This is a genomic window from Trichlorobacter thiogenes (assembly GCF_900167465.1).
Taxonomy (GTDB): Bacteria; Desulfobacterota; Desulfuromonadia; order Geobacterales; family Pseudopelobacteraceae; genus Trichlorobacter; species Trichlorobacter thiogenes.
In genome coordinates this window covers 170,847-186,059 of sequence record NZ_FUWR01000001.1, presented here as the reverse complement: position 1 = coordinate 186,059, position 15,213 = coordinate 170,847, and the positions used below count along the sequence as shown (strand labels likewise).

Sequence of the window (15,213 nt, the reverse complement as noted above, 5' to 3'; positions counted from 1 at the left end):
CCAGTATCCATCATAAACGAACTTTTTTAAGTGTGTGCATGCTGTCTCTGCTTTTTTGGATCTGCGGTGCTGCCTACCTGCGTCATGAATGGCATATGCAGAAGAAATTGCAGCTTGCCGGCCAGACCCACGCTCAAGAAGTAGCGTGGCAGGCGGTTACAACAGCACATCGCACTGCCATGCAGGCCTATTTTGACAGCTACATTATGCAGCCAGCGGTGTTGTCAATTCTGCAGACTGCCCGGACAGATGACCGCTCCCGGCAGGATATTGAGCGGGTCAGGTTGTATAGAAAGCTTTCTCCTGTTTACGAACAGTTTCGCCAGCGTGATGTGCGGCAGTTGCACTTTCATACGCCTGATAACCGTTCGTTCCTCCGTTTTCACTCTCCCCACAACTCGGGGGATTCTCTGGTTGCCAGCCGTCCTTCTGTGGTTGAGGCCAATCGGACCCGCAAACCGATTTTTGGTTTTGAAACCGGCCGGGTGATTATCGGGTTTCGCAATGTTTTTCCGATTATCTGGCAAGGCCAGCATCTGGGTAGTGTTGAGCTGTCCCAGCCCTTTGAGGCGGTGCGTAAAGGGTTGCATGATCTTGATCCCGCCAAGGATTATCTGCTGCTTCTGAAAGGGGAGGTCCTGTTACCCAAGTTGTTTGATGAGCATAAGAAGCATTATGCCCCATCACCATTCAGCCAAAAATGGTTGGTGGAAGATCCGCGGCGAGAACTGTCAGACTCCTCTCCTCCGCTTGCTCCTGTATCCCAGGAACTGTGCAAATTACTCAAAAACAATCAGGAGTTTCTTTCTGTATTGGCCGCAGAAAAGCCGGATTCTGTTTCGGTAAGGCATGCTGGTCATACCTATCAGATTAGCTTGATCCCGCTGCATGATACCGATGGTGTTACCAGCGCCGTAATGCTCACCTTTGTCCGGGCACCTGAGCTTGAAAGTCTTTTTGGCAGCCATCGGGCTAACCTGCTGATTTTCACCATCATGACGTTGTTCGGTGGAACCGCACTCTACCTGTTTCTGAGCAGTCTGCAGACCGTGCTTGAGCAGGAACAACGTCTGGCCCTGATTACCTCGAACATCGCTGATGGCGTGTATGTTATTGACGGCAATGGGAAAATCACTTTTGCCAATCTACGGGCTTCAGAGCTGCTGGGCTTTGCTGAAGATGAATTGTTGGGCACTATTGCCCATGATCTGTTTCATCGTCATGGCGGCGGTAATCATACTCCGCTGGAAGAATGTCCGATTTATCGGGTGATTCAGACTAGAGGGCGTTATGAGGGGGAAGAGCAGTTTGCCCATAAGGATGGCAGTCTGTTAACGGTGCAGGTTGCCAGCCAGCCGATGTTGAAGAGCGGGCGGGTGGTCGGCTCAGTTACGGTTTTCCGTGATATCACCGAGCAGAAGCAGCTTGAGGAACAGTTGCGACTGTTATCCATTACCGACCCGTTGACTGGTGTCTATAACCGCCGCTTTCTGCAGGAAACCTTGTTAAAGGAGCTGTATCGGGCCGAGCGTCATGGAGAGCCATTCAGTCTGGTTATGCTGGATATTGATCACTTTAAACAGATTAATGATCGCTACGGGCATGATGCGGGTGATCAGGTGCTTCAATCTCTGGTGGCCTTGATTCAGAAGCGGGTACGGAGTTCCGATTGTCTGGCTCGTTGGGGAGGGGAAGAATTTGTACTGCTCTTGCCCCACACCGGTCTTTCTGCGGCCACTGCCCTTGCTGAAGGTTTGCTGGAGGATTTGCGCACGTCAACCGTGAAGGGGGTAGGCTGTGTAACTGCCAGCTTCGGAGTGGCCGTTTCAAAGCCCGGCGATACGGTAGAACAGTTAGTACAGCGAGCGGATGTTTTGATGTATGCCGCAAAGCAGGCTGGTAGAGCGTGCGTGAAAAGCGGCAACAGCTAGTCTTTCTCAGGGTTTAGGGCTGTTCAAGCGGTGTAGATGTAATGGCCGCACATGAATTAGGGCGTATTAAGATAAAAAATATTTATTTGGTCCGCTTGAACATTTGAAAAATTATGTTAAACAAAAGATATCAGGTTTTTTGAACCGATTTTCAGAAGAGAAAGGAGTAGGAGATGGGCGCCATTGTAAGTTTGTTGTATCTGGTGATGATTGTAGCGGCTATTGCGGGCATGTGGAAGGTATTTGAAAAGGCTGGTCAGCCTGGCTGGGCCGCTATTGTGCCGATCTATAACCTGTTTATTTTGCTGCAGATCGTCAACAAGCCCGTCTGGTGGATTGTGTTACTGCTGATTCCGCTGATCAACATCGTCATCCTGATTATGGTCTCGATCGCTTTGGCAGAAAAGTTCGGCAAGGGCGGCGGTTTTGCCGTCGGTATGGTTTTCCTTCCCTTTGTGTTCTATCCGATGCTTGGGTTTGGAGATGAGCGCTTTCAGGGTTAATCTCTTTGTTTTTACTCTCTGTACACAAAGGACGGGCTTGCTGCCCGTCCTTTGTGCGTCAACTAATACCGTTCATGCAGCCGTAGGCTTGGAGAAATTCTATGTATTGCACCAAGTGTGGTAAAGAAATTCCCGATGTAGAAGGTGCGTTGTACTGCCCGCAGTGTGGTATCGCCCAGATGACAGGCGGCAGCAGGCTTGGTACGCCTGCCAAAAAGACCTCTGTCGGTCTGATCCTGGTGATTGTGCTGGTGGTTGGCAGTATCCCGGTGATCGGTATTTTGGCGGCCATTGCTATTCCGCAGTATCATACCTATCAGGTCAAGGGATCAAACAGCATCGCTGCTGCAGACATACGCAATGCAAAAATAAACTGCGAATCGTATTTCGCCAGCAACCAGTTTTATCCAGACAACCTTGAACAGGCCGGGTTTAAGCCTGCGCAGGACGTTACGGTCAGTTACGAACGTGCTTCGGATCGTAAATCATATGTCATGACTTTTCTGCATAAGAAGGGCGACCGCGTATTTGCCGCTAATTCTGAGAAGACTGAAGTTTTCTTCAGGCTTAAATCGGAAACAGATGATGCCTATCGTCCACTGTAGGCTGTTTCCATAAACCCCTTGCCTAAATATTGAAATTCTGTAATAAGTGTACTGCATCGGACGGGCTTCATGCCCGTCCGTTTATTTTTGTTCGAGGAGAACACCCCATGCAGGAACGAATTCGTAATATCGCCATTATCGCCCACGTTGACCACGGCAAGACCACCCTGGTTGACGCCATGTTAAAGCACGCCGGTGTCTACCGGGAACATGAAGCCATTACCGAGCGGGTCATGGACAGCAACGACCTTGAAAAAGAGCGTGGCATCACCATCCTGGCAAAAAACCTCTCGATCCACCACGGTCAGTACAAGATCAATATTGTGGATACCCCCGGCCACGCCGACTTCGGCGGCGAGGTGGAGCGGGTCTTGAAGATGGTTGACTCGGTGCTGCTGCTGGTTGATGCGCTGGACGGGCCGATGCCCCAGACCCGTTTCGTGTTGAAGAAGTCTCTGGATCTTGGCTTGAAGCCGATTGTGGTCATCAACAAGATTGACCGTCCCGGTTCACGGCCTGATGAAGTCTTGAACATGGTCTTTGACCTGTTCTGCGAACTGGAAGCCAGTGACGAGCAGCTTGACTTTCCGGTGGTCTACACCAGCGCCAAGATGGGCTATGCCAAACTGGATGTGAGTGTTGAGTCCAACAGCATGGAACCGCTGTTTGCCGTGGTTGAGTCAAATGTACGTCCTCCCAAGGGTGACTCAAAAGCGCCATTCCAGATGTTGATCGCCAACATCGACTATAATGAGTATATCGGCCGGATCGCTACTGGCCGGATCTTTAATGGTCAGGTCAAGGCTGGAGAGACCGTGGCCATGATCAAGCAGGACGGCACGGTCAGCCGCAGCCGGATCACCAAACTGCTGGGCTATGAAGGCCTGAAGCAGGTGGAGATCCAGGAGGCTGGCACCGGTGATATCGTCACCGTGGCAGGCTTTGATGAGGTCAGTATCGGCGAGACCCTGGCCTCGGCTGAGAATCCAATAGCAGTGCCCTATGTCTCCATTGATGAGCCGACCCTGGCCATGAACTTCATCGTTAACACCTCCCCCTTTGCCGGTCGCGAAGGCAAGTGGGTTACCTCCCGTAACATCCGCGAGCGTCTGACCAAAGAGCTGCGTACCAACGTCTCCCTGCGGGTTGAGGATACCGACTCCCCTGATACCTTCAAGATATCTGGTCGTGGTGAGCTGCACCTGTCAATCCTGATCGAGAATATGCGTCGTGAAGGGTTTGAGCTGGCAGTCTCCAAGCCAGAGGTTATTGTCCGTGAAAAAGACGGCGTCAAGATGGAGCCGATGGAATATCTGGTGGTGGATGTGGCCACTGAGTTCCAGGGTGCAATCATCGAGAAGATGGGCCCCCGTAAAGGTGAAATGGTGGCCATGCATCCGATGGGCGAGATGGTTCGTCTGGAGTTTATCGTGCCTGCCCGTGGTCTGATCGGCCTGCGTGGTGAGGTGCTGACCGATACCCGTGGTACGGCGGTCATGACCCATACCTTCCACGAGTATGCCCCCTACAAGGGTGAAATTCCTGGCCGTAAAAACGGCGTGCTGATCGCCATGGAGCATGGTGAAACCACCGCCTATTCGCTGGACGCCCTGCAACCCCGTGGTACGCTGTTCATCGGCGCCGGTGTTGAGGTGTACGGCGGTATGATCATTGGTGAACATGCCCGTGATAACGACCTGGAGGTTAACTCCTGCAGAGGCAAGAAGCTGACCAACGTGCGGGCTTCCGGTTCGGATGATGCCATTAAGCTGACCCCACCCCGCAGCATGACCCTGGAGCAGGCGCTTGAATTTATTGATGATGATGAGCTGGTGGAGGTAACCCCCTCTTCGGTTCGTCTGCGTAAGAAGGAACTGGATCCGAACCAGCGGAAAAAGAAAAACAAGTAATAGAGACGATATAGTAGCTGAAAAGGCCGGGGAAACCCGGCCTTTTGTTATTTTAGGTGGCTGGTAAAAAACGCTGCCAGCTTATCCCACGGAATCAGGTTCACCCGGTCGTACAGATCCACATGCCCGGCGCCCGGAACAATGTAGAGCTCCTTCGGTTCTGCTGCAAGTTTGTATGCCTCTTCACTAAACTCTCTGGAATGGGCGTTCTCACCGGTGATGAACAGCATGGGGCGGGGTGAGATCGTCTCGATGTCATTAAACGGATAGAAGTTCATGAACTTGACGTTGCTGGTCAGCGTTGGGTGGGTGGTCAGCTTGCGTGATGAACCTTTCGGCGTAAATTCCCCCCGTGGCGTGCGGTAGAAGTCGTAAAACTCTCGCTGAATGGGGTGAGTATCATCCTTCAGCTCATGCACGGTCCCACTGGTGTACTTGGTATTACCGCCCTTGAACTCCAGATAACGTTGTTCGGCTGCCTCTGCAATGATCTGCTTCCTCTGCTGAAGGGTCTGCGAATGTTTCAGCGCATTGCGGTTGGCAGCGCCCATGTCGTACATGCTGACGGTCGCAATTGCTTTCATGCGCGGGTCGATCTTGGCTGCGCTGATTACAAAGCTCCCGCTGCCGCAAACCCCGATGGCCCCAATCCGGGATCTGTCAACAAACGGTCGGGTGCCCAGAAAATCCACCGCAGCACTGAAATCCTCGGCATAGATGTCCGGTGCAACAACGTTGCGAGGCTGCCCTTCACTCTCTCCCCAGAAAGACAGATCCAGAGACAGAGTGACAAATCCCTGTTCAGCTATTTTCTGGGCATACAGATTGGCGCTTTGCTCCTTCACTGCACCCATGGGATGCCCGACAATGATCGCGGGATTTTTGCTGTTCTTTTTCAAGCCTTTGGGAATAAAAAGATTTCCCGCGACCTTCATATTGTACTGATTCTTAAACGTAACCTTCTGCATGGTTACCTTGGTGCTCTTGTAAAAATTGTCTGCTCCATTGGACAGGTCTGCCGCTGATGCAATGCCAACGCCGGTTAAACCCTGGGTTATTACTGTGAGGATGCAAAAGCAAAAAGTAATAATGCTTCGGTTAATCATGTCTAACTCCTCCTTTTGTTGTACAGATTACAGTGCTGAGCGCAGTATTTGCTCAATATCGCTTCCACTCAGTGGCGGACGTCCGGGCAGGTTGCCGTGTTTGTCGTGGATAATACGCAGGGTATCCTGGGCATACCGTGTGATCAGGGTGTCGTCGATCTTCAGCTCTGACAGACGGGTCGGGCAGCCGATGGAGTGCAGGTACGTTTCAAAACGCTTGATTCCTTCCAGTGCGCAATCCAGGTTATCGGCATCTTTGCCTCTGAGACCGAAAATGCGTTCGGCAAACTGCACGAACTTTTCCGGCCTGTGTCTGGCAGCAAAACGCATCCATGCCGGATTGACCACTGCCAGCCCGGCTCCGTGGGTGACATCATGATAGGCGGACAAGGTATGCTCGATCATGTGAACGGGAAACCCACCGTTGGTACCCGCGTTAACCCAGCCGTTCAGTGCGACAATCGAGGCCCACTGCACCTGAGCGCGGGCTTCCAGATCATTGCCGTCTGCCAGTGCTCGTTGTCCGTATTGTATGGTCGTCAGGATGGTCCCTTCGGCAAAGCGGTCTTGAACCGGCGTGCCGTCAACACCGTTAAAATACGCTTCAGTGACATGGGTGATGATATCGCAGATGCCGTATGCGGTTTGATCCTGAGGCACACTGATCGTTAGTTCTGGGTCTACCAAAGCGGTCACGGGATACAGGCACTCGGCCTGGACAAAAGACTTTTCGCAGGTCTCCTCGTTGGAAATGACCGCCCCCATGTTCATCTCGGAACCGGTGGCGGCCAGGGTCGGCACTGTTATAACCGGCAGTGCACGGGTTGGGAGATACGGCTTGGGCTGGCCGTGGTAGATCATGTCCCACGGATCGCCATTATAGTAATGCGCGGCGGCCATGACCTTGGCTGCGTCCATTACGCTGCCGCCGCCCAGGGCGATGATCAGATCACAGCCTTCGTCCCGGGCGATCCTGGCGCCTCGTCTGACGGTGGTGATTCTCGGGTTGGGCTCGACACCGGAACATTCCGCGACAGCGATACCGGCCTGTTCAAGGCTCGCCACTGCACGATCAAATACACCGTTACGTTTGACGCTGCCGCCGCCGGTTACCAGCAAGGCGCGTTTACCGTACTGAACACTTACCTCCCCCAGGCGCTTAAGTGAACCGCTCGAAAAGATCAGACGGGTTGGATTGTAATATTCAAAGTTCATCTCCATCTCCTTGTTGGCTGTTACTGCGAACAACCGATAAGATTTTTTGATGAAACTATTCTACTCCTACGTAAGCAAACCCAGTAGAACGATCCTCTTTGTTTCTTGCACGATCCTGCAGGTGCCCTCATAAATATTGTTCTGATGCGATCTGGCCGATATACTCAAATGAAAATATGAATTGATGAAATTGTTGTATATGCACGAAATTAGGAGGGGCTATGCAAAATGCCAGTGAATCTGTTCGTGATGTCCTAGGGGAGAAAATTGCCCGATTAACCAGCCATGGAGAGTTGTCTGCAACTGCCATCCCGGAACTTACACTTTTCAGGGTGGATGGACCGACTGAGCCGTTCAGTGGTTTGTATGAACCAAGCATCTGCCTGATCACCCAGGGGGCCAAGCGGATACTGCTGGGTGATGATAGCTTTGTCTATGATGCCCGGCATTATCTGCTTACGTCGGTGCAATTGCCTACAATCATTCAGGTGGTTGAGGCAAGCCCGGCAAAGCCGTGCCTGGGACTGTCGCTCAAGCTTGACCTGCAGGTGGTTTCACAGTTGATGGTAGACAGTAAACTGCCGGCACCGCGTGAACAGCAAGCAAACCGTGGTATGGCTACCGGAGAGGTGACCATACCGTTGCTGACTGTTTTTCAGAGGCTGGTGGAGTTATTGGATGAAGAGCAGGATATTCCGATTCTGGCGCCGGTTATCCAGCGGGAGATTATCTATCGTCTGCTGGTGGGTGACCAGGGGACACGTCTGCGCCAGATAGCGGTGGCTGGAAGTCAGAGCCAGCAGATAGCCAGGGTTATTGAATGGTTGAAAGAAAACTACACGCAGTCGTTACGGATTGAGGATTTGGCTGACAAGGCCAGCATGAGCAGCTCAACCTTTCATCATCACTTCCGTTCAATGACCGCCTTAAGTCCATTGCAGTACCAGAAACATCTGCGTTTGCATGAAGCCAGACGACGGATGTTGGCAGAACAGCTTGATGCGGCCACGGCAGCTTTTGAAGTCGGCTATGAAAGCCCTTCCCAGTTCAGTCGCGAGTATAGTCGATTGTTTGGTGCGCCACCGTTGCGGGACATTACAAACCTACGGCAACGTGCCTCGTAAGATGGAGTTGGATCGATACATGTCAGGCTCTTAGTGGAGGTTGATGGTTTCCGGCTTCGCCTCCCCCGATGCTGCCTCTGCAGCCAACACCACAATATCTACCCGTCGGTTCTTTGCCCGCTGTTCCGGTGTGCTGTTATCAACAAGCGGCTGAAACTCACCGTACCCCACTGCAGATAACGAATTTGGACTAAGACCGGCTGAATCAACCAGAAAATGAATCACATTGGTGGCCCGCGCCGTTGAAAGTTCCCAGTTGGAGCGGAATTCCGATGATCGGATCGGTACGGAGTCGGTGTGTCCTTCTACCCGGAACCGGTTGGTGTATTGCTGCAGTCCTGCGGCAATACCCCGTAATGTTGATATGGAGTCTTGCTTCAGTTTTGCGCTGCCGGAATCAAAGAAGCCTGCTTCTTTCAGGCTGATCACCAGCCCGCGTTGGGTAATCGAGAGCGTCACCTTGTTCTGGAAGCCTTGTTTAACCAGATAGGCCTCTATTGAGGAGGCCATTTCACGAAACTCGTTTTCTCCTGCCAGCTGTTTTGAACCTGCACCACCACCGTCGTTACCCTGCCGTGGTCCGGCTGGCGGCATTTTCGGTGTGATTGGAATCACCGCCATTTCCGGCTTGATGGCCGGTATCGGCTTGATGTCCTGGGATTGCAGCACGCCTTTCTGTCCGGCAGAGGCGCGGGTGGAGTAACCGAAGGATTCCCGCAGGGATTGCGTAAGCTCTTCAGCCTTTTTCTTGTCGGTCTGTCCCATGGCGTACATGGCAACAAACACTGCAAACAGCAGGGTTAGAAAGTCTCCATAGGAAACCAGCCAGCGCTCATGATTGGCATGTTTTTCCGGTTCTCGTTTAATGGCCATGGTGTCACCTTTTAATATGACCGGTCGTCTTAAGTAGCGGGCAAAAAAAATTACGCCTTCAAAAGGGTGCCAAACATCAACTCCACCAGTTGGTTAAGCGGCTCTACCGAGTCATTCATCTTCATCCGTTGCATCGCCCCCAGCCAGGCATCCCAAAAGAGTGTGGCCAGTTGCGGTGCATCAATATCTTGCCGTATGGTTCCAGCAAGTTGTGCCTGTCGAATGAGCACAGCCAGATTTTTAGACCACTCCTGTACTACGGCACTCATGGTGGAGCGGCAGAGTTCACTGCCTTCGCAGATCTCACCAGCCAGGTGAACGACCACGCTGCAGGTGTTAACCGCACAGCAGAGGTGTTCCGTTAACATGAGGTTGAAACAGGTGCGCAGGGCAACGAGCGGATCAGGCTGGGTTGCATCAATGCTATCATGCCATTTTTGCCAGAACTCTTCAGAATGGCGCAATACGATTGCCAAGCCGAACTCTTCCTTGCTCTTGAAATAGTTGTAAAATGAGCCTTTGGGGATCTGGGCAGTATCGACTATTTCCTTGATGCCGGTGCCGTGATAACCACGTTTGGCAAAGGCGGCAAGTCCGGCATCAAGCAGCCGTGATCGAATCATGTCAGGATTTTTAGGTCTACTCATGAAATTAGTATACGACCGGTCACTTATTTAAAACAAGCAAAAATATGAGGATAGACGCTAGTTGGACGTCAGGTATCGAAACGGTTGGATGGGATGCTGTCAGATATGTGCAATCTGCTGAAAATTTCACAAACAGTTCATACTATCTTCATACTTTAACGGTAGAGATACGTTGTATCGGTATAGCGTGATGCAGATATTTCCTCTTGACCGGCAAAAGAGAAAAGCGTAATGAATGAACGATCATTCATTTTTGTTTGGGGAGTATCATGGCACGAGATGACAAACGGGAGCTATTGCTTCAGGCAACGCTGGAACTGGTTGCCAAACAGGGCTTTCACGGAGCGCCCTGCGCAGCCATAGCCGAACAGGCCGGGGTGGCAACAGGTACGATCTACCGCTATTTTGAGAACAAGGATGTCCTGATTGTTGCGTTGTATGCAGAGCTTGAAAGCCGTATTACCACCCGGCTTATGGAAGGCTATGTCGCAGACAGGCCGATTTGTGACCGTTTTATGCATCTTGCCATGGGCGTTCTGGACTATTTCATTACGCATCCGCTAGAATTCAAGTATATCGAGCAATTTCATAATTCGCCCTATGGTACGGATTTTCGCCGCGATAAGCTGCTGGGGAATACGGAGAGCAGTGACTCAAGCTGCAAGTGCGACATCTACAAGCGGTTATTTACCGAAGGGGTGGAGTTGCAGGTGATCAAAGATCTGCCAATGCCGGTGCTTTTTGATCTGGCCTTTGGTCCGGTTGTGTCGGTGGCCCGCAACCATATTTTAGGTTTTATCCAGCTGGATGATCTGCTGATACAGCAGATAGCAAGGGCATGCTGGGATTCTCTTAAGCGGCACGAATAATCTGTCTGAACAGTTTTAGATAAGAACAATAGAACGAGAGGTATCAACTATGTTGCAGATTAACAGTTCCCGATTAATAGCTGCCGCCCTGCTGTTGGCGGCCGGTTTAACCCTTTCTGCCTGTGGCAAAAAGCAGGCGCCAAAGCCGCAGGGCGGCCCGCCTGAAGTCGGTGTAATCACGGTGCAAACCCAGCGTGTTGCCCTGACCACCGAGCTGTCAGGGCGTACCTCAGCACAGATGGTTGCAGAGGTACGGCCACAGGTGAGTGGCATTATCCAGAAGCGGGTCTTTGTGGAAGGCAGTGACGTAAAGGCTGGTCAGGTGCTGTACCAGATTGATCCAGCCAGTTATCAGGCTGCCTATGCCAGTGCAAAGGCGGGTCAGGGCAAGGCAGAGGCAACTCTGGGCTCGGTACGTCTCAAGGCAGAGCGTTATCAGGACCTGGTTAAGATCAAGGCGGTCAGCCAGCAGGATAATGATGATGCCCAGGCATCCCTTAAGCTGGCCGAGGCAGAGCTGGCCGCTGCCAAGGCGGCAGTGGAAACAGCCCGGATCAACCTGGCCTACACCAAGGTGGTTGCACCGATATCAGGTCGCATCGGGCGTTCAACAGTAACTGACGGTGCCTTGGTGACCGGCAATCAGGCCGCAGCTTTAGCTACTATTCAGCAGTTGGGAACCATGTATGTTGATGTCACGCAATCAAGTGCTGAACTGCTGAAGTTAAAGCAAAATCTGGCCTCCGGCCAGTTGAAGAAGGATAGTGCAACGGCCCAGGCCAAGGTCAAGCTGTTGCTGGAAGATGGCAGTGCCTATCCGTTGCCGGGTATCCTCAAATTTTCTGAAGTAACCGTAGATCAGAGCACCGGCTCAATCACCCTGCGGGCAACCTTTCTCAACCCGAAACAGGTGCTGTTGCCCGGTATGTTTGTACGTGCCCTGCTGGAGGAGGGGGTTGATGAGCAGGCGATCCTGGTTCCCCAGCGTGGTGTAACCCGTAATCCCAAGGGAGATGCGATGGTGATGGTGGTGGGGACAGAAGAGAAAGTGGAGCCGCGTGTAATCAAGGTGGTACGGACCGTTGGTGAAAACTGGCTGGTCTCCGATGGCTTGAAAACGGGAGATCGAATAATTCTGGAAGGACTTCAGAAGGCCCGCCCCGGCACCCCGGTTAAGGCGGTGCCGTTTGGGACATCAACGCCTGCAGCACCTTCAGCAGCCAAGCAACCAGCAGCCGCTACAAAGTAAAGGAGCCGTACCATGGCCAAGTTTTTCATAGACCGCCCGATCTTTGCCTGGGTTATCGCCATTCTGGTCATGCTGGCCGGTCTGCTGGCGATCAAGACCCTGCCGGTCTCCCAGTATCCGCCGATCGCGCCGCCACAGATTACCATTAACGCCGTCTATCCGGGGGCATCGGCCCAGACGGTGCAGGATACGGTCACCCAGGTGATCGAACAAAAGCTGAACGGCATTGATAACCTGATCTATATGTCATCCACCAGTGACTCTGCCGGTTCAGTTTCAATCAACCTGACCTTCAAGGCCGGTACTGATCCGAACATTGCCCAGGTGCAGGTTCAGAACAAACTGCAGCTGGCTACGCCGCTGTTGCCGCAGGTGGTGCAAAAGCAGGGGATTCAGGTAGTTAAGTCCACCAAAAACTTCCTGCTGATCATTGGTTTGATCTCGGAAGATGGCTCCATGGATCGCAACGCCCTAACCGATTACATGGTCTCAAACCTGCAGGATATTGTCAGCCGGGTGGAAGGGGTGGGCGAACTGCAGCAGTTTGGTACCCAGAACGCCATGCGGATCTGGTTGAATCCGACAAAACTGAACAGTTACCGTCTGACCAGCAATGATGTGATCACTGCGCTACAGGCACAAAATGCGCAGGTTTCTGCCGGTCAGTTCGGTGGAACCCCTTCGTCTCAGGGGCAACAGCTGAATGCCACCATCACGGCCCGTACCCTGCTGCAGACGCCAGAGCAGTTCGATGCCATTATTCTGCGTACCAATCCTGATGGTTCAACGGTGCGGCTGAAGGATGTGGCGGAAAGCAAGATCGGCACGGAAAATTATGATGTTATCGCCCGTTACAAAGGCAAGCCGCTGGCAGGTATGGCGATCCGTCTGGCAGCCGGGGCCAATGCCCTGGATACTGCCAACCGGGTCAAGGCCAAAATGGCGGAGCTGTCCAAGTTTTTTCCTGCCGGGGTACAGGTGGTCTATCCCTATGACACAACCCCCTTTGTCAAGGTATCGATTGAAGAGGTTGTGCGTACCCTGATTGAGGCTGTGCTGCTGGTCTTTATCATCATGTTCCTGTTCCTGCAGAACATCCGCGCCACCCTGATCCCCACCATTGCCGTGCCGGTGGTGCTGTTGGGCACCATGGGGGTCTTATCGGCTGCCGGATTCTCAATCAACACCCTGACCATGTTTGCCCTGGTCATTGTCATCGGCCTGCTGGTGGATGACGCCATTGTGGTGGTTGAAAACGTGGAACGGATTATGTCCGAAGAGGGGTTATCCCCCCATGATGCCACCATCAAATCCATGGGCCAGATCACCAGCGCCCTGGTGGGTATTGCCACCGTGCTGTCGGCGGTCTTTCTGCCCATGGCCTTTTTCGGCGGCTCCACCGGAGTCATTTACCGTCAGTTCTCCATTACCATCATCTCGGCCATGATCCTGTCGGTGCTGGTGGCGTTGATCTTGACCCCGGCTCTCTGCTCAACATTGCTGAAGCCGGTTGAAAAAGGACATCATCCCGGTGAATGTGGTTGGTTCTGCAAATTCTTCCGCTGGTTCAACAGCTGGTTTGATCGCGGCAGAGACAAGTATGAGGGGATTGTCGGGCGTTCATTTAACAAGCCGATCCGCTATCTGGTGGTGTACGGCAGTATTGTTGCTGCCATGGTGGTTTTTTTCATGCGTCTCCCCACCGCCTTCCTGCCCGATGAGGATCAAGGCTTTATCATCTGTCAGGTGCAGTTGCCTGCCGGTGCCACCCAGGAGCGGACCCTGAAGGTGATTGAGCAACTTGAACACCATTTTCTGGAAAAGGAAAAAAAGACGGTTGATGCCATTATTACCGTGGCTGGCTTCAGCTTTGCCGGTCGTGGCCAGAACATGGGACTTGCCTTTGTGAAGCTAAAGGATTGGAAGCTGCGTCCTACCAAGGATCTGAAGGCTCCAGCGGTTGCCGGCAGGGCTATGGGGGCATTTTCCAGGATTAAAGATGGTATGGCCTTTGCCTTCTCACCACCGGCAGTGGTGGAGCTGGGCCAGGCCAATGGTTTTGACTTCCAACTGCAGGATCGCGGCGGTCTTGGTCACGACAAGCTGATGGAGGCACGCAACATGCTCTTGGGCATGGCCATGCAGAACAAGAAGCTGATCGCCGTGCGGCCAAACGGTCAGGACGACTCTCCCCAGTTCAAGCTGGATATTGACGATGTCCGGGCCGGCGCATTAGGGGTTTCGCTGGCAAATATCAACGAAGTACTGGCAACCGCCTGGGGCAGTTCCTACGTCAACGATTTTATCCAGAATGGCCGGGTCAAGAAGGTCTATCTCCAGGCTGATTCCAAATACCGGATGCTGCCGGAGGATATTGGCAAGTGGTATGTCCGTAACAGCAAGGGTGACATGGTGCCGTTTACTGCCTTTGCCACGGCCCGCTGGCAGTATGGTTCACCCCGTCTGGAACGTTATAACGGCATTCCCTCGGTAGAGGTTATGGGGCAGGCTGCACCGGGTATCAGTACCGGTGAGGCAATGAAAGAGATGGAGCAGATGGCGGCCAAACTGCCCCCTGGTATCGGCTATGAATGGACCGGTCTTTCCTATGAAGAAAAAAATGCCGGAGCACAGGCACCGGCACTGTACGCCATCTCGCTGCTGGTGGTGTTCCTGGCAGTGGCGGCCCTCTATGAAAGCTGGACCATTCCGTTTGTTAACTTGCTGATGCTGCCGTTGGGGCTGGTGGGTGCTGTTACCGCCGTTACCCTGCGGTTGCTGCCCAATGACGTCTACCTGCAGATCGGTCTACTGACCACGGTGGGACTTTCCACCAAGAACGCCATTCTGATCATCCAGTTCATCAAAGAACAGATGCATCAGGGGCATGAACTGGTTGATGCGACCCTGTCGGCGGTCAAGATCCGGCTGCGTCCGGTTATCATGACTTCACTGGCCTTCTTCTTCGGTACCCTGCCGCTGGCATTGACCAAAGGGGCTGGCGCTGCGGCCCAGAACGCCATCGGTACTGCCGTAACCGGCGGTCTGCTTTCAGCCACCTTTATTGACCTGATTTTTATTCCGTTCTTTTTTGTGATGGTATCGCGGCTGTTTGGCAGGAAAAAGTACAAGAAGCATGATGGCGAACCTGCTGTTGCCGCTGTTGTGGAGGGGCATTGAT

At 52.8% G+C, this 15,213-nt stretch carries 12 protein-coding genes; 8 read left to right on the top strand and 4 right to left on the bottom strand.

What is annotated here, in order from left to right:
* The first annotated feature begins 38 nt into the window (after positions 1–38).
* The 4 genes from B5D39_RS00835 (at position 39) to typA (ending at position 4,949) form a co-directional block, all read left to right on the top strand.
* On the top strand, positions 39–1,931 hold the full coding sequence (locus B5D39_RS00835; RefSeq protein WP_161947397.1) for a sensor domain-containing diguanylate cyclase: 1,893 nt from the start codon (positions 39–41) through the stop codon (positions 1,929–1,931).
* Positions 1,932–2,104: 173 nt separating this feature from the next.
* On the top strand, positions 2,105–2,434 hold the full coding sequence (locus tag B5D39_RS00830; RefSeq protein ID WP_078788483.1) for a DUF5684 domain-containing protein: 330 nt from the start codon (positions 2,105–2,107) through the stop codon (positions 2,432–2,434).
* Positions 2,435–2,535: 101 nt separating this feature from the next.
* The gene (locus B5D39_RS17180) at positions 2,536–3,039 is read left to right on the top strand and encodes a hypothetical protein (protein ID WP_208610528.1); all 504 of its coding nucleotides are present in this window, start codon (positions 2,536–2,538) and stop codon (positions 3,037–3,039) included.
* Between the two features lie 107 nt (positions 3,040–3,146).
* Positions 3,147–4,949 (top strand): translational GTPase TypA, encoded by a 1,803-nt coding sequence (gene typA / locus B5D39_RS00820; RefSeq protein ID WP_078788482.1) that lies wholly within the window; start codon positions 3,147–3,149, stop codon positions 4,947–4,949.
* Positions 4,950–4,996: 47 nt separating this feature from the next.
* Here typA and B5D39_RS00815 read toward each other — a convergent pair whose 3' ends face one another.
* Both B5D39_RS00815 and B5D39_RS00810 read right to left on the bottom strand, forming a co-directional pair.
* A complete protein-coding gene (locus B5D39_RS00815) occupies positions 4,997–6,055 on the bottom strand; it encodes an alpha/beta hydrolase (protein WP_078788481.1) in 1,059 nt (352 codons plus the stop codon).
* A 27-nt stretch (positions 6,056–6,082) separates the two neighbouring features.
* Complete coding sequence (locus B5D39_RS00810) at positions 6,083–7,270, bottom strand: iron-containing alcohol dehydrogenase (protein WP_078788480.1); 1,188 nt, start codon at positions 7,268–7,270, stop codon at positions 6,083–6,085.
* 221 nt (positions 7,271–7,491) lie between these two features.
* Between B5D39_RS00810 and B5D39_RS00805 the strand changes: the two genes are divergently transcribed.
* Complete coding sequence (locus B5D39_RS00805; protein WP_078788479.1) at positions 7,492–8,394, top strand: AraC family transcriptional regulator; 903 nt, start codon at positions 7,492–7,494, stop codon at positions 8,392–8,394.
* Between the two features lie 30 nt (positions 8,395–8,424).
* On the opposite strand, the gene B5D39_RS00800 is transcribed toward B5D39_RS00805, so the two are convergent.
* Positions 8,425–9,267 (bottom strand): OmpA family protein, encoded by an 843-nt coding sequence (locus B5D39_RS00800; protein ID WP_078788478.1) that lies wholly within the window; start codon positions 9,265–9,267, stop codon positions 8,425–8,427.
* A 50-nt stretch (positions 9,268–9,317) separates the two neighbouring features.
* The gene (locus B5D39_RS00795; RefSeq protein WP_078788477.1) at positions 9,318–9,914 is read right to left on the bottom strand and encodes a TetR/AcrR family transcriptional regulator; all 597 of its coding nucleotides are present in this window, start codon (positions 9,912–9,914) and stop codon (positions 9,318–9,320) included.
* A 269-nt stretch (positions 9,915–10,183) separates the two neighbouring features.
* On the opposite strand from B5D39_RS00795, the gene B5D39_RS00790 reads away from it, so the two are divergent.
* Genes B5D39_RS00790 through B5D39_RS00780 form a run of 3 tightly spaced genes read left to right on the top strand, consistent with a single transcriptional unit; the run spans position 10,184 to position 15,212 of the window.
* A complete protein-coding gene (locus B5D39_RS00790) occupies positions 10,184–10,783 on the top strand; it encodes a TetR/AcrR family transcriptional regulator (protein WP_078788476.1) in 600 nt (199 codons plus the stop codon).
* Positions 10,784–10,832: 49 nt separating this feature from the next.
* On the top strand, positions 10,833–12,032 hold the full coding sequence (locus B5D39_RS00785; RefSeq protein ID WP_078788475.1) for an efflux RND transporter periplasmic adaptor subunit: 1,200 nt from the start codon (positions 10,833–10,835) through the stop codon (positions 12,030–12,032).
* Between the two features lie 12 nt (positions 12,033–12,044).
* A complete protein-coding gene (locus B5D39_RS00780; RefSeq protein WP_078788474.1) occupies positions 12,045–15,212 on the top strand; it encodes an efflux RND transporter permease subunit in 3,168 nt (1,055 codons plus the stop codon).
* The last annotated feature ends 1 nt before the right edge of the window (position 15,213 follow it).